Annotated in this window: 25 protein-coding genes; 10 read left to right on the forward strand and 15 right to left on the reverse strand. The window is 66.1% G+C overall.

Features of this window, described 5'->3' with window-relative positions; translation table 11 throughout:
- Positions 1-44: 44 nt before the first annotated feature.
- The 3 genes from AL3_RS08935 to AL3_RS08945 form a co-directional block, all read right to left on the reverse strand.
- Positions 45-986 (reverse strand): DUF1214 domain-containing protein, encoded by a 942-nt coding sequence (locus tag AL3_RS08935; RefSeq protein WP_066299606.1) that lies wholly within the window; start codon positions 984-986, stop codon positions 45-47.
- A gap of 84 nt (positions 987-1,070) precedes the next feature.
- Entirely contained in the window at positions 1,071-1,382 is a 312-nt protein-coding gene (locus tag AL3_RS08940) for a hypothetical protein (RefSeq protein WP_066299607.1), read from the reverse strand.
- 16 nt (positions 1,383-1,398) lie between these two features.
- Positions 1,399-1,887 (reverse strand): hypothetical protein, encoded by a 489-nt coding sequence (locus tag AL3_RS08945; RefSeq protein WP_066299610.1) that lies wholly within the window; start codon positions 1,885-1,887, stop codon positions 1,399-1,401.
- Positions 1,888-1,984: 97 nt separating this feature from the next.
- Here AL3_RS08945 and AL3_RS08950 point away from each other — a divergent pair, with 97 nt between their 5' ends.
- Positions 1,985-2,428, forward strand: a complete 444-nt coding sequence (locus AL3_RS08950) for a MarR family winged helix-turn-helix transcriptional regulator (RefSeq protein WP_066299619.1) — start codon at positions 1,985-1,987, stop codon at positions 2,426-2,428.
- A gap of 120 nt (positions 2,429-2,548) precedes the next feature.
- The gene (locus AL3_RS08955) at positions 2,549-3,997 is read left to right on the forward strand and encodes an MATE family efflux transporter (RefSeq protein WP_066299628.1); all 1,449 of its coding nucleotides are present in this window, start codon (positions 2,549-2,551) and stop codon (positions 3,995-3,997) included.
- A gap of 67 nt (positions 3,998-4,064) precedes the next feature.
- Here AL3_RS08955 and AL3_RS08960 read toward each other — a convergent pair whose 3' ends face one another.
- The 7 genes from AL3_RS08960 to AL3_RS08985 all read right to left on the reverse strand — a co-directional run bounded on the left by AL3_RS08960 (position 4,065) and on the right by AL3_RS08985 (position 10,376).
- Positions 4,065-4,427, reverse strand: coding sequence for a cupin domain-containing protein (locus AL3_RS08960; protein ID WP_066300192.1), 363 nt, complete (start codon positions 4,425-4,427; stop codon positions 4,065-4,067).
- Positions 4,428-4,654: 227 nt separating this feature from the next.
- Positions 4,655-5,728: a DNA polymerase IV gene (locus AL3_RS08965; RefSeq protein WP_441394251.1), complete on the reverse strand. Its 1,074-nt coding sequence runs from the start codon at positions 5,726-5,728 to the stop codon at positions 4,655-4,657.
- A gap of 90 nt (positions 5,729-5,818) precedes the next feature.
- Positions 5,819-6,841 (reverse strand): NADPH:quinone reductase, encoded by a 1,023-nt coding sequence (locus tag AL3_RS08970; protein WP_066299631.1) that lies wholly within the window; start codon positions 6,839-6,841, stop codon positions 5,819-5,821.
- Between the two features lie 78 nt (positions 6,842-6,919).
- Positions 6,920-8,080 (reverse strand): N(5)-(carboxyethyl)ornithine synthase, encoded by a 1,161-nt coding sequence (locus AL3_RS08975; protein WP_066299634.1) that lies wholly within the window; start codon positions 8,078-8,080, stop codon positions 6,920-6,922.
- The gene (locus AL3_RS18645; protein ID WP_169795748.1) at positions 8,077-8,223 is read right to left on the reverse strand and encodes a hypothetical protein; all 147 of its coding nucleotides are present in this window, start codon (positions 8,221-8,223) and stop codon (positions 8,077-8,079) included. Before AL3_RS18645 ends, AL3_RS08975 begins: the two co-directional genes overlap by 4 nt.
- Positions 8,224-8,291: 68 nt before the next feature.
- On the reverse strand, positions 8,292-9,368 hold the full coding sequence (locus tag AL3_RS08980) for a 2,3-butanediol dehydrogenase (protein WP_066299636.1): 1,077 nt from the start codon (positions 9,366-9,368) through the stop codon (positions 8,292-8,294).
- 93 nt (positions 9,369-9,461) lie between these two features.
- Positions 9,462-10,376, reverse strand: coding sequence for a MurR/RpiR family transcriptional regulator (locus AL3_RS08985; RefSeq protein WP_083521611.1), 915 nt, complete (start codon positions 10,374-10,376; stop codon positions 9,462-9,464).
- Positions 10,377-10,570: 194 nt separating this feature from the next.
- Between AL3_RS08985 and AL3_RS08990 the strand changes: the two genes are divergently transcribed.
- The 8 genes from AL3_RS08990 (at position 10,571) to AL3_RS09025 (ending at position 20,261) form a co-directional block, all read left to right on the forward strand.
- Entirely contained in the window at positions 10,571-12,124 is a 1,554-nt protein-coding gene (locus AL3_RS08990; protein ID WP_066299638.1) for an ABC transporter substrate-binding protein, read from the forward strand.
- A 57-nt stretch (positions 12,125-12,181) separates the two neighbouring features.
- Positions 12,182-13,153: an ABC transporter permease gene (locus tag AL3_RS08995; protein ID WP_066299639.1), complete on the forward strand. Its 972-nt coding sequence runs from the start codon at positions 12,182-12,184 to the stop codon at positions 13,151-13,153.
- On the forward strand, positions 13,150-14,037 hold the full coding sequence (locus AL3_RS09000; RefSeq protein WP_066299640.1) for an ABC transporter permease: 888 nt from the start codon (positions 13,150-13,152) through the stop codon (positions 14,035-14,037). The genes AL3_RS08995 and AL3_RS09000 overlap by 4 nt, the downstream gene beginning before the upstream one ends.
- A complete protein-coding gene (gene murQ, locus AL3_RS09005; RefSeq protein ID WP_066299641.1) occupies positions 14,034-14,957 on the forward strand; it encodes an N-acetylmuramic acid 6-phosphate etherase in 924 nt (307 codons plus the stop codon). The genes AL3_RS09000 and murQ overlap by 4 nt, the downstream gene beginning before the upstream one ends.
- Positions 14,954-16,123 carry an anhydro-N-acetylmuramic acid kinase gene (locus AL3_RS09010; RefSeq protein ID WP_066299643.1) on the forward strand — a complete coding sequence of 390 codons (1,170 nt, stop codon included), beginning with the start codon at positions 14,954-14,956 and terminating at the stop codon, positions 16,121-16,123. The genes murQ and AL3_RS09010 overlap by 4 nt, the downstream gene beginning before the upstream one ends.
- A 66-nt stretch (positions 16,124-16,189) precedes the next feature.
- Positions 16,190-17,335, forward strand: coding sequence for a serine hydrolase domain-containing protein (locus AL3_RS09015; protein ID WP_066299647.1), 1,146 nt, complete (start codon positions 16,190-16,192; stop codon positions 17,333-17,335).
- Positions 17,336-17,403: 68 nt separating this feature from the next.
- Entirely contained in the window at positions 17,404-19,059 is a 1,656-nt protein-coding gene (locus AL3_RS09020) for an ABC transporter ATP-binding protein (RefSeq protein WP_066299648.1), read from the forward strand.
- Positions 19,060-19,061: 2 nt separating this feature from the next.
- Entirely contained in the window at positions 19,062-20,261 is a 1,200-nt protein-coding gene (locus AL3_RS09025) for an MFS transporter (RefSeq protein WP_066299650.1), read from the forward strand.
- A 20-nt stretch (positions 20,262-20,281) separates the two neighbouring features.
- Here the strand turns inward: AL3_RS09025 and AL3_RS09030 are convergent, their stop codons facing one another.
- From AL3_RS09030 to AL3_RS09050, 5 genes are all read right to left on the reverse strand, one after another.
- Entirely contained in the window at positions 20,282-21,640 is a 1,359-nt protein-coding gene (locus AL3_RS09030; protein ID WP_066299651.1) for a dipeptidase, read from the reverse strand.
- 2 nt (positions 21,641-21,642) lie between these two features.
- Positions 21,643-22,086, reverse strand: coding sequence for a hypothetical protein (locus tag AL3_RS09035; RefSeq protein WP_066299654.1), 444 nt, complete (start codon positions 22,084-22,086; stop codon positions 21,643-21,645).
- Entirely contained in the window at positions 22,083-23,540 is a 1,458-nt protein-coding gene (gadC, locus tag AL3_RS09040) for a glutamate/gamma-aminobutyrate antiporter GadC (RefSeq protein ID WP_066299660.1), read from the reverse strand. The genes AL3_RS09035 and gadC overlap by 4 nt, the downstream gene beginning before the upstream one ends.
- A gap of 155 nt (positions 23,541-23,695) precedes the next feature.
- A complete protein-coding gene (locus AL3_RS09045; RefSeq protein WP_066299661.1) occupies positions 23,696-25,198 on the reverse strand; it encodes an MFS transporter in 1,503 nt (500 codons plus the stop codon).
- Positions 25,199-25,253: 55 nt separating this feature from the next.
- Entirely contained in the window at positions 25,254-26,069 is an 816-nt protein-coding gene (locus AL3_RS09050) for a serine hydrolase (RefSeq protein ID WP_066299665.1), read from the reverse strand.
- Positions 26,070-26,076: the final 7 nt, after the last annotated feature.

Consider the following 26,076-nt stretch of genomic DNA (forward strand, 5'->3'; position numbering starts at 1 on the left):
GGAAGCCAGTCCGAACCGCCACCAGGGAGGGCGTACCGCCGGTGCTAGGCCTCTGAAAGCGCAGGAAACGTCCAGGTGCCGTCGAGTATCTCGGGGTGTGGGCGGTAGAGGCGGACAAGGTAGTTCCAGCCATCCGGCGTGGGGATGGCGTTGTGGGTGCCAGCTGGATAGTCACCGAATCGAACGGTCACTGAGCCGTCCGGGTTCTTGTCAGCAGTGATGTTGTTGATTGTGTACGCGCCGGCATCGTTTGGTTCGAAGTAGCCAGCCGCGTTGTAGACCGAGACGGACCAGAACCCGTCAACCGGAACATCCTTGACGGTCAATTCGTACCGCCCGTCGGGCAGGTCTGGGCTCGCACCGATGTAGGTGGCTTCGCTCGTGGGGAGGCCGCCCCAGCCTGCGGCGGTTCCGATGAGGTGGCGCACGGGCTCAGTTGCATCGTGGGAGCCGAACATGCGGTCGTAGCCGGTGAGGTGGCTGGCCAGGGAGAGCAAAGCGTCGCGGGTGGCCGCGAACGACGACGCATCGTAGTCGGCGGTCTCGAATGGAACGGAGGAGCTGCTGCGCAGCTGGAGCCGGTCCTGGATCGCACCGGCCACGGCGAGGTCGGATGGATCTACAGGGTCGGCGAGGATGCGCACCGCGACCGCGACATACGGGGAGCCGAATTCCTCGACGGTGAGGTCGTACTTTCCGGGGGAGTGGAAGACACCGTTGATGTAGTGATCCTCGTTGACGACCATGGCCGAGAGGTACCTGTCCTCAAACTGGGGAATCGTGAGCGTGGCACCGTGGGAGATGTCGACGATCGCGAAGCTGTAGAGCGTGTCGCGGTTGAGCCGGATGACGGTCTGCCTGTCGATTGCGGCCGGCTGCCGGTTGTGAAGGAAGGTATTGATGCCTCCGGCGTCCCGCTGGAGGTCATGGAACATGCGGGCGCTCTCGGCGCGGACAAAATTATCGGCGTTCACAATGATGGCCATGAGTCATCCTGCCAATCGGGTGAGAGGCTGACAATAACAATGCCGCTGCTGTACCGGTCCGCCCCGAAATTGGGTGAAGTGCGGCTAGGGCTCCTGAGGCCCCGGGGCCACACCCGACCAGGAAGCGGCCGCCCCGGATCCGGGGAAAACCGTCTGTTTCATGGCACTGCTCCCGGCCACATTGGATGAGTCGTAGTAGGCTGCCAGATCAGGAACATTGGGGTCGTACGGCGCGTAGAGTCCTGGGGCCAGCGCCACAACCTGACCGTCCGCCAGCCTGTCGCCGAACCAGGCAGCAACACGGTAGTCCACGGAGGCGGCGTTCACCAGCAGGGGATAGCCCGCGTACACAGCGCTGGCCCCGCCCGCCGTGGAAAGCGCGGGCGCAATTGGCACGGCGGCGCTGCCGGCGTCATGGGGGGGCGCACCGGGTGAGGAGACCCGCGACGGCGCTGGACCAGGTAAAGGGGTCGAAGGTCCTGGCGGTATCCAGCTTCCCGGTCCGCGGCATGGTGCTCTTCATGGCGGTAGACAGTTCCTCCAGCAGGGGTTCCATGTCCTGCGGGGCTTCCTCAGCTATTGCCTGGACTTCCCCGTTGAGCAGGCGGGCGCTCTCGGGGTCCCCTCCTCCGAGGCTGTACGTCCCGTCGCTGATCCTCACAATCGAGATCGCCTGGTACAGGGGCCCTTTGCCGTCGGTTCCGAGGAGCCCCAGGCAAGCCGGCTTTTCCGGGTCCTCAGCCACCGTTTCGACGGCGGCTGAAGAGGGTGCGGCGGTTTCGGCACTCGCCGGGGCGGTTGCCTGCGCGGACGATGGCCCGGAACCGGGCTTCGCATCAGCTGCACTGCAGCCGGTGAGGAGCAGCAGTGCCATGACAGGAACAGCGGCAGTTTTCTTCATGGTTCCCTCGGGGACTTGTACGTTGTCGTCCCACCCTAACGGCTAGCCTGCCGGCCAGCGATTGACAGTTAGATCTCTAACTATTAGTCTTCTAACTATGGATGAAACCGGAGTTTCCCTCAGCACCACGCTTGACCTGGTCCGCTGGATCGGCTGGGCCCAACGCAAAGCTGGCGAGGACTGGATCCGGGCACGCGAACTCAGCCACGAACAGGCTTTCGTGCTCGGATATCTGAGCAAAAATCCCGGGGTGATTCAGCGTGAAATCGCGCAGATGACCCGGACGAGCCCGGCGAGCGTGTCAAGTCTCCTGCAGGGACTCGAGCGCCGCGGCCTGGTTGAACGCCGCAGCGAAAACGGTGATGAACGCAGAAAGCGCGTCTACGCCACCCCGGCAGGCACCGAGCTTATCTCCGGATTCGAAGCCGCGATGAGCGACGCCGACGAGGTCATTTTGTCCCCCTTGGATCAGGCCGAACGGGAACTTCTTCACAACCTGCTCCTGAAGGTCACCGCAGAAATGCCGAAACCGACCCGGTAGTAGTAGGGGCCGCCCCGGTAGTCACTGCCGCCTGCGGCCAAAACCCACCTCAACAAACCTCCCTTCCCCCGTGCCGGCCTTCGCCGGCGCGGCGCTCGAACCTGCCTGAAAGGAGCAGCTATGAGCTCCACAAACCCCGAATTTCCGGTACCGAAGGCAGCCGCCGTCGGCACCAATCACTGGTACCTGTCCGCTTCACCGATCCTGCGCGCGCTTGTACACCTCTGTGTACCCATGGCCGCAGCCATGATTGTCGGCGCCATCTACAACGTCATCAACGCCGGCTTTATCGGTTCGCTGCATGACACGACGCTTCTGGCCGCCATCACGTTGGGCTCTCCGCTCCTGGCACTTGTCATGGCGGTCGGCGGCGTCTTCGGCACTGGCGGCGGCGCGCTGGTTTCCCGGCTGCTCGGCGAGGCGGAGTCCGACCCCGAGAAGGCCCGGGGCATCAAGCACGTTTCGTCGTTCTCCCTATGGGGCGCCGCCTTGGCCGGATCGATCCTCGGCGGCATCGGGTTGCTTCTGCTGGATCCGCTGGTGAGTTTACTGGGTGCCGATGCCGCGGCGGCCCCGGCAACGCGGGCTTTTACCGCCGTCACTCTTCTCTTTGTTCCGGTGCTCTCCGCCGCTTTCTGCCTGGAACAGCTCGTCCGGGCGGAAGGTGCCGCCCGCCAGGTCATGACCGGGATCATCATTTCCACAGCCTCGAATGTTGCCTTCGACGTACTGTTCATCCTCGGGCTGCACTGGGGAGTCGCGGGCGCCGCGCTGGCAGTCGGCCTCTCCAACCTGGTACTTGTCGCCTATTTCGCGACCTGGCTGCACCGGCACAGCGAGCACGTAAGGCTCGCTCCGCGTTGGTTTACGCTCTCACCAGCTGTCCTTAAACCTGTCCTGGGCATAGGCGTCAGCGAACTGCTGCAGGCTGGCTTCCTGATCGTCACCTCTTTGGTGCTGAACAATCTTGCCGCCGCTTATGGAGACGGACCGCTTGCGGCCATGGGGGTTGCGGTCCGGATCGCCCAGGTGCCCGAGTTCCTGCTGATGGGCATCACGCTTGGCGTGCTGCCGCTCCTGGCCTACTCCTACGGCAAGGGCGACCGTAGCCGGCTTCTGGCGGCACTGCGCACTTCCGGAATTGCGGTCGGTGTTATCGCGTTGATCTTTGCGGTTCCGGCCGTTGCGTTCCGGGAACAGATTGTCTCCTTCTTCCTGCCGGATTCCTCTCTGCTGCTGCTCGGAGCCACCATCCTTACGGCGCAGCTTGTTGCGATGATCGCCAATGGATTTACCGGCCTTCTGACATCATTTTTCCAGGCCACCGGGCGGATCCTGCCCGCGACCGTGATGTCGATAACCCAGGGTGTCCTGTTCGTTCCCATCGTGCTTCTGGGAAATCTGTGGTTTGGGCTCGACGGCATCATCTGGGCACTGACCGTCACCGAAGTGGCCGTGCTGCTGGCCGGCATCCTGATGTGGCTGGTATTCCGCAGCGCCATCGACCGCGGCCTCGCTGAGGGCAGCCCGCAGCGCGCCGATGACGTGCTCGCCCAGATGGACGCCTGACAGCACTGTTCTCGCTGACCTGGCGGCCGGCCGCCGCGCCCGGGCTGCCGGAGAGTGGGCCGGAGTGTCAGGGCTTCGCGTAGTCGGCGAATCCCTGCCAATCGATGACCACACAGGGCTCGTCGCCCAGGACCCAGGCGTCGTGCCCGGGCGCCATGCTGGCGAAGTCGCCCGGCCCGTATTCCATTTCTTCGCCGTCGTTCATGACCACCTTCATCCGCCCGGAAACGAAGTACCCCAGGTGGGCGGCCTGACAGCTCTCGGTTTTAACGATTGGTTTGACGTTCAGGGACCAGCGCCAGCCAGGCAGGAACGTCGCGCGGCCTACCGCACCCTGCTCCAGGTTGACGAGTTGAAGTTGACCCGAATTGCCTTCGAAAGGACGTGTCTCCTCGGGCGAATCCAGGCTTTTGCGAACTAAACCGGGCATCATGACCTCCTGCGGTCGGTCCTGCTGGTTGTCCTGGGCAGGCTCCACAACTGCGCTTGGGCGCTGAATCCCTCCGCGGAGCACGCACCTTTTCACCTGGTCCGGCCCCTGCGGGGGCCGCCAGCGCATTGACCTACCCCTTTGATTAATAGACCCAATCGCCCCCTGTGCCTAGGGGCCGCCGGTCCCTAGAAGCAGCCCAAAATCTGGAGAACCCGCCGATGCCGTCACCAGCCTCCGCGCGTGGGCGTGTGCCCTTTCCGCGCGTTGTCGGGCATGGCCATTTCGGCGCGCAGGCCCAGCAGCCGGATCGGACGGCCGGCTTCGATCGCCCCGGCGAGGTCCAGGGCCCGGGCCAGGACCTCCTCCCGGTCGAAGGTCTCGGGGATCTTCCGGGCGTGGGTTTTGGTGGTGAAGGGCGCGTAGCGGACCTTGAGGGTCAGCCCAATCACGGGCCGTCCCTCGGCCGCCACATCCTGCAGGACATCCGCGGCCAACCGGGTGACGGCGTCGTGCACCTGGGCGGGTTCGGTGAGGTTCTGCTGGAAGGTGGTCTCCCGGCTGTGCCCGCGGGCAACCCAGGGCGTGTCGTCGACGGCGCTGGAGCCGTCTCCGCGCCCGAGCTGCGCGTACCAGGGACCCATCTTGGGGCCGAACTCCGGCACCAGGCCCTGCGGATCAGCCGCTGCCAGTTCGGCAACCGTCGTGACACCGAGCTTCGCCAGCCGGCCCGAAATCTTCGCTCCGACACCCCACAGTTCCCTGGTGGGTCTAGCCCCCATCACCTCGAGCCAGTTCTCTTTCGTGAGCCGGAAGACGCCGGCCGGCTTGCCGAAATCGGTGGCGTTTTTGGCGCGGACCAGGGTGTCGCCGATGCCCACGCTGCAGTGCAGCTGCGTCCGTTCCAGCACGGCGGCCTGGATCTGCCGCGCGTAGGCTTCCGGGTCTTCCGCTGTGACGCCAACGAACGCTTCGTCCCAGCCCAGGACCTGCACGACGGCGCCGGGCTGGGCCCGCAGGGTGGCCATCACCTGTTCGGACGCCTCAAGGTAGGCCTCGGCATCGACCGGGAGGAGGACGGCGTCGGGCACTTTCCGGGCCGCGATCCGCAGCGGCATTCCGGAGCCGACGCCGAACGCCCTCGCCTCATAGGACGCGGTGGACACCACCGCGCGTTCGGTGGGATCGCCCCGGCCGCCGACGATGATCGGCTTGCCGGCCAGCTCCGGGTGCCGCAGCACTTCGACCGCAGCGATGAACTGGTCGAGGTCCACATGCAGCACCCAGGGGATGGAGTTCACGCGCCCAGTGTGCCCTACCTGCGGCCCGTATGCACGGCGTTTTCACCATCTGCGCCGCGTAGGGGACCAGGTGCCGGGTGCCGGCGGATCCTAGGCGCTTTCTTCACTCACCCGGATCAGGACCTTGCCGGTGACACCGTTCTCCACGGCGTCGTGCGCGGCAGCCGTCTCCTCCAGCGGGAACCAGGTCAGCGGGAGCCCAGCGGACTCGCCCACGGGAAAGACGCCGTCGCGCAGGGCGGCAGTGATGTCCTCCACCGCGGCCTGGATGGCCCGTTGCCCCACCGTGTAGATCAGTACGCCCTGCCAGCGGATGTTCTTGATGAAACTGGCGACGATCGGGGCGGTGAACTCTTCCCCGTTGTTGTTCGCGTAGTAGGCGATGCTGCCGTGGTTGGCGATCACCTCAACGTCCAGCGCCGCGTTCTGGGCCGGAGCAACTTCAACGATGTGGTGCACACCGTCCGGAGCGAGCTCGCGGATGCGGTCGGCCTCGGCGTCGTCCGGATAGCGGACGATGTGGTGCGCGCCGGCGGCACGTGCCAGCTCCGCCTTCGCATCGCTGCTGACCGTGGCGATCACGGTGGCGCCGGCCCAGGCCGCGAACTGGATCGTGGCGTGTCCCACGGCTCCGGCGCCGCCCTGCACCAGGACCACCCGTCCTTCGAGTGCTCCCGGGGAGAGCCGGGACGGGCCGTCCTCATGCACGGTCAGGGCACGGTGCGCCGTCATCGCCGGCACTCCCAGGCTGGCTGCGACGTCGAAACCAACGCCGTCGGGAAGCAGGACTGCCCGGTCGGCGGGGACAACGGTGAATTCCTGGGCGGTTCCCGTTGGCCGGCCGTGGGCAGCGAGGTACAGCCACACCCGGTCGCCCGGCTCCAGGTCCGTGACACCCTCGCCAACGGCGTCGACCACTCCGGCGCCGTCCTGGTTCGGCACCACCTCGGAAAAGGCCAGATTGCTTCCGGCGCGGGCCTTCCAATCGGTGGGGTTCATCCCGGAGGTGACGACGCGCACCCGTACTTCGCCCGGACCGGGCACTGCAGCCTCCCGCTCAGCGAGCGAGAGGACGGAGGAGGGACCGGTGGCCGAGTAAACGATTGCTTTCATGAGCGGTAAAAGACGCTCACCCTGCTTTCTATTCCCGGCGGCCGGTCCTCCACGGTCAGGCCGCGGTCCGGGGCACCGTCAGGAAGACAGTGCAGGGTGCGGGTAGCTGGCCGCCCGCTGCTGGAACTGCAGTACGTCCTGGTTCTGGATGACGCCGCCGCGGATTTCGATGGCCTTCCGGATGGTTTCGTTCTGCTCCCAGGCCTCGGGCCCGCTGAGAACGGTCTCCAGGAAGGGCAGCAGTGCCTCGCTGATTTCCCAGCTGGAGGAGTTCCAGAGGTAGGACGGGCTGTGGTCCACGGCGTAATAGTTGATGTGATCGCCGACCTCGAACATGGGGTCGGCGAAGGTGGTGGTTTTCGCCCACTCGAAGCCCATGCCTTCGTCGCAGGAAACATCCACGATCAGGCTGCCGGGCCGGAAAGCCGCCAGGTCTGCGGTGCGCAGGTAGGTCAGCGGGGCGTTGGGATCCTGCAGGGTGCAGTTGACCACGATGTCCGCCTCCGCCAGGAAGGGTGCAAGCGGCACCCGCCCGCGTTCGGTGATGACCTCGCTGAGGAACGGCGCCTTGTCCTCATGGTCGAACTGCACAATCCGCACCGAATGGATCGGAGACCCGACCGCCGCGACCCCGCGGTGGGTCAGGACCTGGACGTCGTGGACGCCGTGGGCGTTCAGGGCAGTCACCGCGCCCCGGGCCGTGGCACCAAAGCCAATAACGACGGCGCGCAGCCGCCGGCCGTAGTCACCCGTCGTTCCGGTCAGGGCGAGGGAATGCAGGACGGAGCAGTATCCGGCCAGCTCGTTGTTCTTGTGGAAAACGTGCAGCCCGAACCCGCCGTCGCTGGCCCAGTGGTTCATCGCTTCGAAGGCGATCAGGGTGAGTTTCTTGTCGATGGCGAGCTGGGTGATGGCGCGGTCCTGCACGCAGTGCGGCCAGCCCCAGAGGGTCTGCCCGTCCCGGAGATCGGCGAGGTCCGCCGGCTGCGGCTTGGGCAGGAGGACGACGTCGGCCTCCGCCAGCAGCTGCGTCCGCGGAAGCATGGCTCCCACCAGCGGTTTCAGGACGTCGTCCGCAACTCCGAACTTCTCCCCGTAGCCCTCTTCGAGGATCAGCTGCCGCCGCACCTCGGGCGCGATGCGTTCGAAGTGCAGCGGATGGATGGGCAGGCGCCGCTCATCGGGCTTCCGGGTGCTGGACACAACACCCAGGGTGAGGCCGTTCGAAGGGCCGTTCACTTTTTACGGCTTGCAGGCTGGGCGCCGGGGGCCTTGTCGCTGGAAGCGGATGGAGCTGCCGCAGCCTTCTTATCGGCGCGCTTTTCCTTGATGGACTTGCCGGACTTTTTGGATGCTGATTGGCGCGGGGACTTGTCTGACATGTTCGCTCCTGTAGCGGAACCGAAGAGGTTCCTGACTCCGAACCCTACAGGTACGCGCCCAACCAGACTTACAGGCCCCTTCCCGAAGGGGAGACCAGGATCTTCACCGCGGTCTCATTGCGGTTGATGAGGGTGTCGAAACCCTCATCAACCAGGCCGTCCAAGCCGATCCGGCCGGTGATGAAGGGGGAGAGATCGATCTTTCCGGACTCCACGAGCTTGATGGTCGCCGGGTGGGAGTTGACGTAGGCGATGGTGCCGCGCATATCGATTTCCTTCATCACCAGCTTGTGCATATCGAAATCCGCCCGCTTGCCCCAGATGGACACCACCACCAGCACCCCGGTGGGGCGCAGCGCATCCATGAGCGTATCCAGGACCACCTGGACACTGGTGCATTCGAAGGCGATATCGGCACCCTTCCCGTCCGTAAGCCGGTGCACCTCTTCCGCCACGTTGACCTCCGACGGGTCCAGGGCATGGTCGGCAACCCCGGATTCGACGGCTTTCTGCCGGCGCAGCGGGCTCAGCTCCGACATGGCCACCGTGACGCCCTGTGCCTTGAGGACGGCAGCTGTCAGGAGCCCGATCGGCCCTGCCCCGCCGACCAGGGCAAAGTCCCCGGCCTTGGCTCCGGAACGCTCCACCGCGTGATAGCCAACGGACAGCGGCTCAATCAGGGCAGCCTGGTCCAGGGGCACGGACGGGTCAATGGGATGGACCCAGCGGCGCTGCACCACAACCTTTTCTCCCAGTCCGCCGCCCCGGCCGGCGAGCCCAATGAAGTTCATGTCCGGCGACAGATGGTAGTCCCTGCTGTCCGGGCCGGTGTCGACGTCGTCCCGGATGATGTAGGGCTCGACGACGACGTGCTGGCCGACCTGCAGATCATCCACTCCCTCACCCACGGCATAAACCACCCCGGAAAACTCGTGCCCCAGGGTGACGGGCAGGGATTCGCCGGAGATGGGATGCGACTGGCCGTGCGCGGGAGCGAAGATGGGCCCCTCAAGATATTCGTGCAGGTCGGTGCCGCAGATGCCGCACCAGGCGACGTCGATCCCCACGGTGCCCGGAGCCACCTCCGGCTCGGGAAGATCGTCAATCCGGATGTCCCCACGGTCGTAATAACGGGCGGCTTTCATGGTTGCTCCTCACGCTTGATGGATCGCGGATAACCTCCCACGCTCCTTCAATACTCACCGGTTCGGGCGGTGTAAGGAAGAACAAGCGCCGGTCTATGCGTTGCTCTGCGCGCCCCGGTCGTGCACCACACGGTAGGTATTGCGCAGGGCTTCCATGGAGGAGTCGTAAGATGCCTGCGCGACGGCGGTGAAGAGACAGTCGACAACCATCAGTTGGGCGATCCGGCTGCCCAGGGCACCGGACCGGAACCGGGTTTCCCGGGCGGCGGTCCGCAGCACTACGTCAGCGGCGGAGGCCACAGGGGAGTCCTGGAAATTCGTGATCGCGATGGTCGCAGCGCCGGATTCCCTGGCCGCGGTCAGGAACTCCAGCGTGTCCTTCGTGCTTCCCGAATGGGAAATGGCGATGGCGACGCAGGTGCTGTCCAGCGTGGCCGCAGCGGTCCAAGCGGAGTGTGAGTCGGCCCAATTCAGTACCGTCCGGCCGATCCGGGACAGTTTCTGCTGGAGGTCCAGGCCTACAAAGGAACTTGCGCCCATGCCGAAGGTATCGATCCGCCGTGCCTGGGACAGCAGGCTAACAGCCTCGCCAAGAGCTTTGGTGTCCAGCGTCCGGGCAGTATCGGCAATGGACAGGGTTTCGTTGGTCGCAACTTTCGCCACGATGTCCTCGAGTGAATCGGTGCGGCCGATGTCGCCGGACACCGGGGGCAGGCTCGAAATGGCGAGTTCCTGGCGCATGGACTCCCGGGTGATATCCATCAGGAGGTCTTTGTAGTGGGAGTACCCCATCCGCTTGTAAAAGCGCACTACCGAGGTGGTCGACGTTTTGCACAGTTCAGCCAGGTCGGCCACTGAAAGCGAGGCCCCCGCAGCGGGATCGTCAACAAACACCTGGGCGATCCGCCGCTCTGACGGACGCAGGGAGGGAAGGGCAGCCCGAATCCGAATCAGCACGGTTTCAGACTCCGGTGCTTCCAACACGTGGTTCACGTTCCGCTCCCTCATCCGGATCATTCTCCCCGGCCAGCCGCCGAAACGGCGGAAAGCAAGCCGGAAAATCTCTTTAGGGAATATCTTTACATGAATCAGTCGGTGAAGGTACGTTAATGACCAACCCGGACTTCCGATGCTCTACCGGGGGACCTGCGGGGGCCGACGCGGCATGCAGGATGCATCACATGTCACCGAGGAGATCAACCATGCAAAGCGGTTCCCGATTCATCCGTGGCACGCTTTCGGCGTTCGCTGTAGCCGCTACTGCGTCCCTTGCCCTATCCGGCTGTGGTGCTCCGGCAGCACAACCGGACCAGGATCCGGCCGCCGACGGCGGAAGCCTCGTCATTGGGGTGACCACTGACCCGGACACGCTCTTCCCTTGGAAGGCCACCCAGTTCCAGGCCGTTTCCGTGCTCCAGAACCTTTACGGCACCCTGACTGAGTTCGATCAGGACCTGGCAGTAGTTCCCGGGCTGGCCGAGTCCTGGGAAGCCTCCGAGGACGGACTGGCGGTCACCTTCAAGCTCCGGGAGGGGGTGACCTTCAGTGACGGCAGCGCCCTGGATTCCGAGGACGTCAAGTTCTCCCTGGACAAGATCAACGAGGAAGCGACCGGCGCCGTCGCCCGCACCTCCCTGGCAGCCGTGACCTCGGTCGAGGCTCCGGACCCGGCCACCGTCGTCGTAAACCTGTCTGCTCCGGACGCGGCCCTGCCCGCCAACCTGGCCGTGATTAACATGGCGATCCTCTCATCTGAGGACACGGAGACCGCACTCATGACCGAGCCGAACGGCTCCGGGCCCTTCGTCCTGGAGGGCCGTGTCCCGAGCCAGTCGCTGACACTCGCGCGAAGTGATTCGTACTGGGGCGAAAAGGCCAAACTGGACAGCGTGGAACTGCGGGTCATCCCGGATGAATCCTCGATTGTCTCGGCAATGCAGTCCGGGAATGTGGATTTCGCAGTGTTCAACAGCCCGCTGGTCGCCAAGACCGCTGAAGGTCCCAACCTCACGGTCGCGAAAACGCCGCAGCTGAGCTATCACGCGCTGCAGCTGAACGCCGGGCGGGAGGTCCTCGCCGATGCAAATGTCCGGCTGGCCATCCAGTGCGCCGTGGACCGCCAGGAAGTGCTGGACACCGCTGCCTTGGGCGAAGGTGAAGTCACCGGGCCCATCACCTCACCGGCCTACAAGTCCGATCCTGCGGACCGCCCCTGCCCCGAGAAGGACCTCGGCAAAGCGGCCGAGTACCTGAAGAAGGCCGGGAAGGCAGACGGGGTCACCATCTCCACGATTGTTTCCCAGGGGGAGTACGCCACATCCGTTGACGAGGCCCAGAACCTGAAGGCCCAGCTCGCCGAAGCCAACATCACGCTCGACATTGAGGTGCTGGAGTCCGGTGCTTTCGTCAGCCGCTGGAAGGAAGGCGATTTTGACGCCGCAGTCGCCCTCAACGGCGGCCGCCCCGACCCGGACGGTATGTACGGACGCTACTTCACCAGCACCGGAAACCTGAATGCGGTTGCCGGCTACAGCTCACCGGAGCTCGATGCCCTCTTCGCCGCCGGCAAGTCGGCCTCGGACCCGGGGGAACGCACGGACATCTACACCCAGGTTTCCCAGGAACTGGAGAACAACGCGGCTTGGGTCTGGCTGTTCACCAGCTACACCTACACCACGACGAGTACCTCCGTCGACGGGTTCATCCCGATGGCGAACGGCTCGCTCCAGTACCTGCGCACCACAACGAACAACTAACCGCCCCGAAGGCAGGCCCCGGCGACGGGGCCTGCCCCAGGCGAGAAAACCAGGCACATGCGCCAGACACTTACCCACAACCCCCTGCTGCGCCGCATCGCCGCTGCTGCAGGCACCCTGCTGGGAGTGGCAGTCTTCGTTTTCATCATGCTCCGTGCAATACCCGGCGATCAGATCACTGCCGGCCTCGGAACCGAAGCTGCCGCACTCACCCCGGCCCAACAGGCCGCGCTGGAGAGCTACTACGGGCTGGACCAGCCGCTCTTTATCCAGTTCTTCTCCTGGCTGGGAAACCTCTTTACTGGAAACCTCGGTTTCTCCTCCCGTGCCCAGGAAAGCGTCCTGGACCTCACGTTGCGGTCCCTCCCGGTGACCTTCGAACTGGCAATTTTCGCGATTGTCCTGGCCTTGCTGATCGGTGTGCCGCTCGGCATGCTGGCCGCTTCCCGCCCCGATTCACCGCGCGACGGCCTGGCCCAAGTGGTTAGCCTGGCAGGGCTCTCGGTACCGGCCTTCCTGCTCGCCACCACGCTGCTCTCGGTTTTCGCCGCCTCCTGGGGCTTCAACCCGAACGGCGAGGGCTTCGCCGCGTTTACCGACAATCCGCTGCTAAACCTGCAGCAGATGCTCCTGCCCGCGGTCGTGCTCGGATTCGGCATTGCTGCGCCGATCATCCGGACAACGCGCACTGCGGTCCTGGAAATCCGTTCCAATGACTTCATCCGCACCGCCCGCGCCAAAGGCGTTCCGGAAGGCCGGCTGCAGGCCAGGCACGTGCTGCGCAACGCCCTCGTTCCGATCGTCACGATGACGGGACTCCAATTCGGCTACCTGCTGGGCGGCGCCGTCGTAGTGGAGCAGATCTTCTCGATTCCCGGGATCGGCCGGCAGGTCCTGCTCGGAATACAGCAGAAAGAGTACGCACTCGTGCAGAGCACCGTCCTTGTTATCGCCCTGACCTTCGTGATCGTGAACCTCCTGACCGATCTCCTCTACCGGGTCATCGACCCCCGGGTGCGTGCCGCATGACCGGCGTGCCCCTGACCACCGACACCAGCCCGGTTCCTGCCGCGGCTGGCCGCCGGGTTCCCGCTCTCCTGAAGAGCCCCACGGGTCTGTCCGGGCTGATCCTCATCTGCCTGCTGGCGGTCCTTTCCCTCCTGTCCTTCAGCAACTCCCTGCCCTACGACCCGCTCACGCAGGACGCTCCGTCCAGCCTTCTGGCGCCGTCGGCACAGCACTGGTTCGGCACCGACCAGTTCGGCCGCGACGTCTTCTCCCGCGTCGCTGCAGGCGTGGCAAATTCGGCTCTCATCGCTGTCGTTGCCGTGGCCTTTGCCGCAGTCATCGGCACGCTGGGCGGTCTGGTCGCCGGGTTCTACCGCGGCGCTGCTGACAGCGTTATCGGCGGGATCACGAACGTTCTGTTCGCCTTCCCTCCGCTGCTGCTGGCCCTGGCCCTGGCCTCCGTCTTCAACCGCAACTGGTTCACGATAGCCGTGGCAATCGCCGTCGTGTATGTCCCGATCTTCATCCGGGTTACCCGCGGTCCTGTCCTGTCGCTGCGTGAAATCGACTACGTGCGGGCCGCCACCAGCACCGGCCAGAGCCGGGTGATGATCATGCTGCGGCACGTGCTGCCCAACATCACCTCCATCATCATCGTCCAGGTGGCACTCTCGCTGTCCTGGGCAGTGCTGACCGAAGCATCCCTGAGCTTCCTTGGCCTCGGCACTCCGCCGCCAGCGCCCTCACTGGGGTCGATGATCTTTGAAGCCCGCACGCTGGTCTACGTCGCGCCGTGGACCATGATTGCCCCCGGCGTGGTGGTGGTCCTCCTCGTCGTTGGCCTGAACCTGTTGGGGGACGGGCTGCGCGACGGCTTCGACCCCCGGAACCGAGGAAAGCGATGACTTTGACTCCCGGTGAGATTGCCGGACTGATCGGACTGGAAACGGAAACCGCTGACCCCCGTTTTGCGTCCATTGACACGATGCCGGTCAGCGAACTGGCCCGCACCATGAACAACGCGGACGCCGCCGTTCCGGGAGCGGTCCAGCAGGCCCTGCCGCAAATTTCACCCGCCATCGAAGCCACCGCGGAGAGGATGAAGGCGGGCGGACGCATGATTTACGTGGGCGCGGGCACCCCCGGGCGGATCGGTGTGCTCGACGCCTCGGAGTGCCCGCCCACCTTCGGGACACCGCCGGATCAGATCTTCGCGGTCATTGCCGGCGGCCCTAAAGCGGTTGTGGCGCCCTGCGAAGGGGCGGAGGACGACGTTGACGCCGGTGCGCTGGCGATGGACACGGCAGGCATCGGGCCGCTGGACACGGTGATCGGCATCGCTTCCAGCGGCCGGACTCCCTTCGTGATCGCCGCCGTCACCCGGGCCCGGGCCAGGGGCGCGCTGACCGTGGCACTGACCTGCAACACCGGAACCCCGCTGGCCGCTGCCGCGGCATACCCGATCGAAGTCATCGTCGGCCCGGAGGTTGTGGCCGGATCGACCCGGCTGAAAGCAGGAACCGCCCAGAAGCTCGTGCTCAACATGTTCTCCACCATTGTGATGGTCCAGCTGGGCAAGACCTACGGCAATCTCATGGTCGATGTAAAACCCACGAACGTGAAACTGCGCGAGCGGGCCCTGCGGATGGTGCAGGAGATTACCGGGGTAGCCCGGGCTGAAGCCCAGGACGCCCTGGCGGCGAACAACAATTCCGTCAAACAGACCATCACCGCGCTCCGGCTGGGACTGGATCCGGTGGCTGCTGCGGCCCAATTGACCAAGCACGGCGGCCTGCTGCGCGCGGCGCTAGGAGAGCAAGCATGAGAATTCTGGGAATGATCTCAGGCACCTCCCATGACGGGATCGATGCCGCCGTCGTGGAGTTTGAGGAGAAGGACGGGCACCTGACCGGGATTCTCCAGCACTCCGGCAGCACCCCGTATCCCCAGGCTCTCCGGAGCCGGATCATTAACGCGCTTCCGCCCGCCTCGACCACGCTGGCAGAAATGTGCGAGCTGGATACCCTGGTTGGCCAGCAGTTCGCCCAGGTGGCAACGGAGACCATCCGGCAAAGCGGTCCCGTGGACCTGGTGGTCTCCCACGGGCAGACCGTATTCCACTGGGTGGACGGAGGGCAGGCCCTGGGCACCCTGCAGATTGGTCAGCCGGCGTGGATTGCAGAGGCGACCGGAACGCCCGTGCTCTCCGACGTCCGCGCCAGGGACATTACCGCCGGTGGCCACGGCGCGCCGCTGGTTTCCTACCTGGACGCCCTGCTGCTGGCCGGTCATCCCGGCACCGCCGCTGCCCTTAACCTCGGCGGGATCGCCAATATGACGGTTGTTCCGTCGGCCGGGGAATTGTTCGCGTACGACATCGGGCCTGCCAACGCCCTGATCGACGCCGTGGTGGTGACCCGGGAACTTGGCGCGGAAGGGTACGACGCCGACGGCAGGATCGCCGCCAGCGGCACCGTCGACGAGGACCTGCTCGACGTCTTCCTCAAGGATGCCTACTTCCAGCTGCCTGCTCCCAAATCCACCGGCAAGGAACACTTCCACCTGCCCTATGTCGAAGGCATCCTCCGGGACGCCGGCGCCGAGCCCGGTGACGCTGACCTGGTGGCAACCCTCACCGAACTGACGGTCCGGACCGTGGCGCAGGAGATCCGGGCGCACGGGATCGACCTGGTGGTGGCTTCGGGTGGAGGCTGCCGGAACGGCGTCCTGATGGAGGGACTCCGAAAGGCTCTGCCCGGCGTCGTCATCACTCAATCCGATGACTATGGTGCTCCCGCGGATGACAAGGAAGCGATTGCCTTCGCCCTTATCGGCTGGTGCACCGCCCATGGGCTGCCCGGCACCGTCCCGGGAGGAACCGGAGCCCGGGACGCACGCATTCTGGGCAGCATCACCCCCGGCAGCGGACCCCTCGTCCTGCCGCCGCCCGCCGGGTCAGCGCCCCGCACCCTGACCCTTTCCCGGGCTTAGGGCAGTGTCCATGCGTTCGGTGCTGCGGCGGGCAGCCTCCCGTATGGTTCCAGCGGCGTGGTCCGGATGAGCACACTGGAATCCGCGGCCAGCCTCCTGCTCTCCACCCGCCTGTCCGGAGCCGCTGCCCAGGAGCCGCCGCCCGGGGTGACGCTGGGGCTCCGGACGCCGGAAACCACGGCCGTGGTGAGTGCGGGGTTCCGCACCGTCAGCTGGTCCGGAGGTGGGCGCCGGGGCATCGACGCCATGCATCCGGACACCCACCATGACCTTGCCTCCGTCACCAAGGTGCTCGGCACCACCGCATGCCTTCTCCGGCTCGTCTCGGACGGACTGGTGGACCTCGACGCCGAAGTCCGCCGGTACCTGCCGCGGTTCCGCGGCGCCGGTAGGGAAACCGTCACGGTCCGGGACCTGCTGCTGCACCGGGGCGGGCTTCAGCAGTGGTATCCCCTGTATCTGGCGGCCGACGGCGAAGCGGACGCCCACCGCGTCATCGAAACACTTCCGTTGGCCTGCCCGCCCGGAACGGAACGCCGCTATTCGGACCTCGGATTCATTCTCCTGGGCCGGGTGGTCGGCGCAGCGGCAGGGCTGGACCTTGCCGCAGCGACCGCGCAGCTGGTCACCGGACCGCTCGGCCTCGAAGCAACCCGGTATGCAGCCCCCGCCGGTGCCAACGTGGCAACCGGTGCCCGCGATGACCGGATCGAAGCGGCCATGCTAGACACCCAGCGGCCCTATCCCGTTCCCTTCCGAAGCAGCGACTTCGCCCGCTGGCGGCGCTCGCCCGTGCACGGCCAGGTCGCGGACGGGAACGCCTACCACGCTTTCGGCGGCGTCTCCGGGCATGCTGGCCTGTTTTCCACGGTCCCCGACCTGCTGCGGTTCGCCGGGGCGCTGGCCGATTACCGAAACCACGATTCCCTCTGGAGCCCGGAGACCGCCGAAGAGTTCTTCGCGGCCGGGCCTGATGCAGGGCAATCGCTGGGCTTCCGCCGGTACCGGCTGACCGTGGCCGGTGAGGCCTTGACCATCCTGGGACACCCCGGCTACGTCGGGTGCGCGGTGGGGTTCGTACCCGGCCGGCACCTGGCTTTTGCGCTGGCCAGCAACCGGCTGCTCGTGGACGGGGAACCGGTCCCGACCGAGACCCTGTGGGCGGAGTTCCTCGGGGCAGCCGGAACCCACCTCACCGGCGGTGCACCATGAACGCACAGATCCCGAGGCCAGGCACCCACGTTTTCCCGCAGCTGCAGCACCCAAGAGAGGCACCAGCCATGACCCCCCAATCACCGCTCCTTTCCATCCAGGACCTCTCCATTGCCTTCGGAACCGGGAAACGCCGGCAGGCCGTGGTCCACCACTTCTCCCTGGATGTGTTCCCCGGGCAGACAGTGGCCCTCGTGGGCGAATCCGGTTCGGGCAAGTCCACTACGGCTGCGGCAGTGAACCGGCTCCTACCCGGGACGGGCCAGATCACCGGGGGCGAGATTTTCTTTGCGGGACGCAACCTGGCCGAGGCCACCGAGCGGGAAATGCTTGCCATCCGCGGTGCCAGGATCGGCTTCGTTCCGCAGGACCCCATGTCCAACCTGAACCCGCTGATGCGTGTCGGCGACCAGATTGCCGAAGCGCTGGAGGTTCACGGGAAGTCCCGGGGCAAGGGCAGCCGGGAACAGGTGGTCGAGCTGCTGGAGATGGTGGGGATCCCGGACCCGGAACGCCGGCTCAGCCAGTATCCGCACGAATTCTCCGGCGGTATGCGGCAGCGTGTCCTGATTGCCATGGGCCTGGCCTGCCGTCCGAGCCTGCTGATCGCCGACGAGCCCACCTCGGCACTGGACGTGACGGTCCAGCGCCGCATCCTGGACAAGCTCGGTGAACTCACCGGGCAGATGGACACCGCGGTGCTGCTGATTACGCACGACCTTGCGCTCGCCGCGGAGCGTGCGGACTCCATTGTGGTGATGCGGCAGGGCGAGATCGTTGAGTCCGGGCCGGCAGCCCAGATCATGACTGATCCCCAGCATGACTACACCCAACGGCTGCTGACGGCAGCACCCAGCCTGGCCTCCCGGTCCATCCTCACCGCCGAACGCCCGGCCGCTGCTGCGGGACCCGGCATGGAAGCGCCGCCGGAGAACATTGTTGAAGTGCGCAACCTGAGCAAGGTGTTCACCATCCGTGGCCCCGGCAGCCGGGGCGGGACCGCTTTCACTGCCGTCGATGACATCAGCTTCACCATTCCCCGCGGCCAGACGGTTTCCATTGTCGGGGAATCCGGGTCCGGCAAGTCGACGACGGCGAACCTGATGCTGGCGCTCGAGGACATCACTTCGGGAGAGATCTTGTTCGAGGGGACGGGTATTTCCTCGCTGAGCCGCCGCGGGCTCTTCGAGTTCCGCCGCCGGGTGCAGCCGGTGTTCCAGAACCCGTATGCCTCCCTGGATCCTCGCTACACCGTCGCGGAGTCCGTGACGGAACCGCTGCGGGTGCACCGGTTGGGCACCAAGGGTGAACGGCACAAGCGCTGTGTGGAACTGCTGGACAAGGTCGCCTTGCCGGCGGCGCTGGCTGGCCGGCTGCCCCATGAGCTCTCCGGCGGCCAGCGGCAGCGCGTGGCCATCGCCCGTGCGCTCGCCCTTTCGCCTGATCTGGTGGTGCTGGACGAGGCCGTCTCCGCCCTGGATGTCCTGGTCCAGGCACAGACCCTGGAACTGCTCGCGGACCTGCAACGGGAACTGGGCCTGAGTTACCTCTTCATCAGCCATGACCTGGCCGTGGTCCGGATGATCTCCCATGCTGTCCATGTGATGCAGCGCGGCCGCATCGTGGAGAGCGGCACTCCCGCCGAGATTTTCGATGCCCCGCAGGCTGACTACACCCGCGAACTTCTGGCAGCCGTCCCTGCCGCCCGGGCAGTAGGCGGATAACGTTGCTCCGCAGCGGGAGACACCTTCTGAGCCTGCGGGCGCAGAAGGCCGGACTGTTCGCCGCCTTTGCCGGGATGGGCGGCACCGCGTCGATCATCCCCGCGTTGATCCCGCTCGCAGCACACAACGCCGACAGGCCGGTTGCCGGCTACCTCAGCGCTGTGCCGGCACTCTTCTTCGGGCTGATGGCCGGGGTGCTGCTGGCTTCGGTCCTGCTGCGGGTAATCACGCCTGCGGCCACCCTGGCTGCGGGATCAGCGCTGCAGGCTGCGGCGCTCCTTGCAGTGGCCGCCGCCCCGGATGGTGGCACTTTCACCGCCGCAGCAGCAGCGGCTGGCCTGGGCTTTGGCCTCTGCGAAGCCAGCGGCAGCATCCTGGCCCGGGTTCTGGCCGGGGAAGGAACCACCGGTCTGCTGTCAGCGCTGACGGGAACGGTGGCCCTGGTTGCAGCCCTGGGCCCGCTGCTGATTGCCGCGGGGCCCACGGGCGGCAGCCCGGCTCCCTTGCTGCTCGGCGTGTCACTGCTGCACCTCGCCACCGCTGGCTTGTTCTCCTTCCCGCGGTCCTCCCCGTCTCGCCCGGATGCTTCGGATGCTTCGGATGGCGCCGGAACCGCCAGGCCTGCTCTGTTCCTCCTGCTGGCGCCCATCTCCGCTGCCCTCTTCCTTTATGTGGGCATCGAAACAATCTTCGCCGGGTGGTCTGCGGTCATCCCCGCGGAAGTACTTGCCCTCGACGCCGCTTCCGCCGCAGCCGGAACTTCAATCTTCTGGGTCCTGATGGCCGTGGGCCGCTACAGCACCTGGTTCATCCTGAAGTCCAGGGTGACGCCGGCGGCGGTCCTCATCGTCACCTGCACACTCGCGGCAGCGTGTCTGGCTGCTGCGGGATTCCTCCGGGGACCGCAACCGGAAGCGGCGCTGGGGGCCACCGGCGTGGCAGTGGCCTGCCTTGGACCGATGTACTCACTGGTTCTCGGCATCGGGCTCACACGAGTGAGAGTGCAGGACGCCAAAAAAGCGGTCGGTCTGCTGGTTGTCAGCGGTGCAGCGGGTGGCGCCTGCCTTCCTGCGGTGATTCTCGCCTTCACGCCAAATCCGGGAAACGCGGGAGTTTTCCTGGCGACGGCGGCGCTGGCCGCCGCCGTCGTCGTATTAATCGTTGGTTCTGGTCCAGGAGCCTCCCGGTCCTCGGCGCCGTAGGTCCAGCGGCACTGCCGGAATCACACATTCCCTGAGCGGCCCTGGTCGGCGTAACGCCGCAGGAAAAGGACCTCGGTCAGGGCCATGTGCTCGATCTCGCCCGGGTCCACGCTTTCGTTGGGAGCGTGGATGAGGGCCTGCGGTTCCTCGACACCGATCAGGATGATCTCCGCACCGGGGTACGTCTGCTCGAACACGTTGCACAGCGGGATGGACCCGCCCTGCCCCAGCTTCGCCAGCGGCCGCCCGTAGGCCTCCTGCGCGGCGGCTGCCATGGCCTGGTAAGCCGGCCCGTCGGTGGAAGCCTCGAACGGAGAACCGGTTGCCTCGACATCCACCGTGACGTGGACACCCCAGGGAGCAGCGTCCTGCAGATGCGCTATGAGGGACGGCTCCGCGGCGTCGGGCGCAGTGCCCGGCGGAATCCGGAGGTTCAGCCGGGCGGCCGCCCGCGGAACGATGGCCGCAGCCGAGCCGAGGACCGGCGGGCAGTCGATGCCAAGAATTGTCAGCGCCGGACGCGCCCACAGCATGTCGGCGACGCTGCCGTCGCCGAGCAGGGAGACCCCGTCCAGCACGCCGGCATCGGTGCGGAACTGATCAGCCGCGTAGGGCGCACCCGACCAGGACCGGCTGTTGTCCAGCCCTTTGACCGTGGTGTTCCCGCGCTCGTCACGGAGGGTGGAGAGGATGGCCACGAGCGCGGCGAGGGCATCAGGTGCGGGCCCGCCGAACATCCCGGAATGGATCTCGGTGGCCAGGGCTTCCACTGTGACGACGACGTTGACCATGCCGCGCAGGCTGACGGTGGCGGCCGGATAGCCCACTGCGGCGTTGCCGGTGTCGCAGACGAGAATCGCGTCGGCACGCAGGAGATCGGGGTGGGCTTCAACGAAGGCCTCGAGCCCGCCGGTGCCCTGCTCCTCCGAGCCTTCGACCACCAGTTTGAGGTTGACGGGGACGTCCTGGCCCAGGGCACGCAGGGCGGCCAGGTGCATCACGATGTTCCCCTTGCAGTCGGCGGCGCCTCGCCCGTACCAGCGGCCGTCCACCTCGGTCAGTTCGAAGGGCGGCGTCCGCCAGGCACCGTCGTCGAGGGGCGGCTGGACGTCATAGTGGGCGTAGAGCAGCACGGTGGGAGCCTGCGGATCGGCGCAGGGCCGGGACCCAACCACCACCTTGCTGCCGTCCGAAGTCTGTTCCAGGCGGGCATCGGCGAAACCGAGGTCCGCGAACCTTTCCCTGACCCACTCCGCGGCGCGTTCGCATTCTTCGGCGGGGAACTGGCGGGGATCCGCCACGGACCGCAGGGCCACAAGTTCGGTCAGTTCCTCATGGGCCTGCGGCATCAGCTGCGCCACGTTCTCCCGTGCGTCCATGCTCAGCCTCCCGTGTTTTCGGTCTTGAGTTCCTCGATGGAGGCTTTGAAATCGTCCAGATGCTCGGGGCAATAGACCTCGATGATGAGCAGCTGCCCCTTGACCGCGCGGCTTTCGGAAATGATCGGCCGCGCGCCGGGCCCGGTTGCCCCGTTGGCCAGCATCGAGTTCAGGGTTGCCCGGCTGAGCGCGGCGTTCGGATTGGCGCAGGCCGCACCGCCGTCGTCGCCCAGCACACGGGCCACCTGATCCTGGTCGGGGGCACTGATGCCGGAAGCCTCGACCAGGGTAATAAACCGCTCCGCTTTCTCTTGGGCCTGCCGGTTGTTCCTGGCCGTGTTGAACGCCAGCAGCGCCCACACTGCCAGGCCGGCGAGGAGCACGCAGGCCACGATGTAGATCCAGGTGCGCTGGCGTTTGGGCTCATGCTCCGCTGGCGTGCTCATGAGTCCACCTCCGCGGCTGGGCCCTGCTTCCAGGACGGCTTACGGAACCGGTAGAAGAGGAACGGCACCAGCAGGCCCAGGCCGAGGGCACCGCCGCCCACGACCAGGACGTAGATTCCCGGGTTGCCGGAGGCGAACTGCGACGGCGGGACGAACCCGACCAGCAGGGCGGCCAAGGATGCAGCGAAGCCCACCCCGCACAGGCCCAGCAGCATGGGAGCCCGGAAACCGCGCGGGTGGTCGGGTTGCTTCCGGCGCAGCCGGACCGCGGCAACGAACATCAGCAGGTACATAATCAGGTACACCTGCGTCGTGATCACGGAGAAGATCCAGTACGCACTCGACACGTTCGGAAGCAGCGCGTACGCGAGCCCGATGATCGTGGTGACGATTCCCTGGACCACCAGGATGTTCTGCTGGACCCCGTTCTTGTTCAGTTTCTGCAGGAACGGGGGAAGATACCCTTCCTGCCGGGAGATGAGCAGCAGCCCCTTGGACGGACCGGCCAGCCAGGTGAGCATCCCGCCAAGGGACGCGGTGACCAGCATGATGCCAACGATCGGAGTCAGCCATTGCCACCCAAAATTGGCAAAGACGGCGTCGAAGGCCTGCATCACCCCTGCGGTGAGGGACAGCTGCTCGGCGGGGACGATCCAGCTGATTGCCAGGGCGGGCAGGATGAAGATGGCGAGCACCAGGCCCATGGCCAGGAACATGGACTTGGGGTATTCCTTGTCCGGGTTCTTCAGCGAAGACACGTGGACAGCGTTCATTTCCATCCCTGAATAGGACAGGAAATTGTTGACGATGAGGACGAGGCTGGAGAGCCCGGCCCAGGCCGGAAGGAGATTCTCAGCGGTCATGGGGGCAGCCGAAACGTTGCCCTGGCCGAGGAAGACGATGCCGAGGGTGACGAGGACGACGCCGGGGACCAGCGTCCCGATGATCAGCCCGCCGCTGGCGAGCCCGGCCACGCCCTTGGTGCCGCGGGAGGACACCCAGACCCCGGACCAATAGACGACGATGATAACGCAGGCGGTCCACACCCCGCTGCTCGCGAGCTGGGGATTGATGACGTAGGCCAGTGTGCTGGCGACGAACCCCAGGAGGCTGGGGTAGTAGAAAATGGTCATCGCGAACTGGCACCACACCGCGAGGAATCCCATCGGTTTGGAGATGCCCTCCGAGACCCACTTGTAGACGCCGCCGGTCCAGCCCGAAGCCAGCTCGGCGGAAACCAGCGAGGTGGGGAGCAGGAAAACGATCGCCGGGACCACGTAGAGGAAGACGCAGGCCAAACCGTAGACGGCCATCGTGGGGGCGGCCCGGAGACTGGCCACGGAGCTGGTGGTCATCATCGCCAGTGCGATCCAGGAGATCCACTGCGTGTTGGTGGGGCGGGTGCGGGCCGGCGGCGGCGGTGCGGTTCCGTCCGGCGGGGCGTCGGCACTCACGGTGCTTCCTGAAAAATCGCTCGCTTACTCATGAGTGCCTCCGTGTGACGATGGCAAATCAGGGATGTGGCTCAAGTATGAAACCCGGCCCCCCGGGGCACCAGCTATGTGCGCCGGAATGGCTCAGTGCACCCGTTGTTGGATCCGGTCTGTGCTTAGCGGTTCCGGTCGGTGGGTTCGGGCGTCGCCGAGGTTGGCAGTGTGAAGGACGTGGCTGCAGCAGCGGCCGCGGCGTCGTTCAGCGTGCCCTTCGGCGCACGGTGGCGTGCGATGACAAACGCCATCAGGACCCCGAGGAAGCTGAAAACTGCCATCGCCCACGAGGCCGCGGCCAACCCGGCGGCCAGGGCGTCGCTGATTGGTGCGCCGGCAGTGGACCGGGCGCCGATCACGTTGCCGTAAATGGTGGCGGCCAGCGCGGTGGCGACCGCAGCGCCGACATACCGTGCCATGTTGGATACTCCGGATGCCCCTCCAACCTGGTTCTCCGGCACTGCCGCGGTTGCTGCCGACGACGCCGGGCCGTTGGATAAACCCATGCCGACCGCAATGGCAATCAACGGTGTCAGGAACAGGGAATAGGTCCACGAGGGGTGGACGAACCCAACGATGATGAATCCCGCTGTGGTCAGGGCGAATCCCAGTCCGATGGTTTGCCGGCCACCGAACTTCGCCGCCAGCCGCGGTACGAAGGGCGCCACGACCACAAGCCCGACAGTCGCGGGAAGGGTGGCGAGCCCGGCTTGAAGCGGGCTGAGGCCCAGGGTTGCGGGGTCCTGGAAGTACAGGCTCAAGAGGTACATCAGGGCGTTGATGGTGCCCGCTCCGATGAGGATGGCGATGGTCGAACCGACCAGGACGCGGTTGCGCAGCAGGGCGAGGTCCAGGAGCGGAACGGCCACCCGCCCTTCGACGACGATGAAGGCGTAGCCGGCGGCGATTGTGACCGCGAAGCAGCCGAGGGTGCCGATCGAAAGCCATCCCCACTCACCGCTCTGGGTGACGCCGAGGATGAGCGGCGTCAGGGTCAGCGCAATCAAGAGGGTGCCCGCGTAGTCGATGGTCCGTGGCCGGTCCGGGTCCCGCGACTCGGCAACGGTTGCCGCGGTCAGGGCCATGCACAGGACAGCTACGCCGGCGTCGATCCAGAACAGTCCCTGCCAGCCTGTGGCATCAACCAGCAGCCCCCCGGCCAACGGCCCGGCGGCAGCCCCGACAGCCGCGGCCGCACCCCACAGGGAGACAGCCCGCAGCTGAGCGTCACCGGAATTCGCGACTGACAGCAGGCTCAGCCCGCAGGCCAGAATGGTTGCTCCGGCAGCTCCCTGAATAACGCGGCCGGCTATGACCATCCCGCCGGACCCGGCAAGGGCAATCATCACGCAGGACAGCACGAACAGCAGCAGCCCGAGCTGGAAGACCCGCCGGCGTCCAAAAACATCGCCCAGTGAGCCCGAGGTGACGATCACTGCAGCACCGACCAGGGAGTAGCCGGTGACTGCCCACTGCAGGGTTGTCACCGACGTTCCGGTGTCCGCGGAGATCGCCGGAAGCAGGATGCTGACTGCGGACGTGTTCGCGTTAACCACCAGGGTGGAGATGCATGTGGCTGCCAGCACCCCGCCCGTCCGGCTGCCGGTCTTTGCGGCGTCACTCATCGCATGGTCCTTCCTGCAACCGGCCCGGCACCGTGCGCCTCCCACCTACGGTAAATCAGGTGTCGGCGGTGAGCGAGACTGTCAGCGCAGACTGCACCGCCGAAGCGGCAGACCGGATCGCTTCCAGTGCCTGCTCCTGTCCGTAGCCCTGGGTGCAGACGGCAAGCACATAGGAGCCGGCAGTGCCCGGGGTGCCAACGAACGCCACGTCGTGGTGGATGCCGTCCACCCAGCCGGACTTGCTGCCCCAGTCGACGGCGCGGGGCAGGATGCTGCCAATCACGGGATATTCCTGGCGGCGCAGCTGCTCGAGCATAAAACGGGTGCTGGCCGATCCGGCCGCTGCACCGGAAACGATGGTGCGCATGATCCGGACCAGGTCGGCCGCCGTCGTTTCATGCGTGAACCCGGCGTCCCGGGCGGGATGATCGCTGATGAGACGCTCCAGGCGCGACGACGCCGCCCCGCAGAGCTCAAGGGCTTCGGCCGCTGCTTCCATGCCGGTCAGTTCCAGGACCATGTTGGTTCCGGAGTTGGAGGAGGCGTAAACCATCCGGCCCAGGGCATCGGCCAGGGAAATGGTGCTGCCGGCCGGCGGCATGCCCTGGTCTGCCTCTGCGGGTTCGAAGACGAAGTCCCCGGCTCCGGGGACGCGGCTGGGGAACCGGTCCTTCACCGTGACCGGCTGCTGCAGGCTGAGCCGGCCAGCATCGACCTGCCGCACGGCGGCGATCAGGACAGCAAGTTTGATGGTGCTGGCGGAGTAGAAAACGGTATCGGCACCGCGGGAGGCCAGCACCCGGCCGGCCGCGTCGACGGCCTGGTAGGCGAGCTTTGGAACGCCGTCGCTGCAGGCGGAACTCACGGGCATGGCGAAA

The sequence above is a fragment of the Arthrobacter luteolus NBRC 107841 genome, from assembly GCF_001552075.1.
Classification (GTDB): domain Bacteria; phylum Actinomycetota; class Actinomycetes; order Actinomycetales; family Micrococcaceae; genus Arthrobacter_B; species Arthrobacter_B luteolus.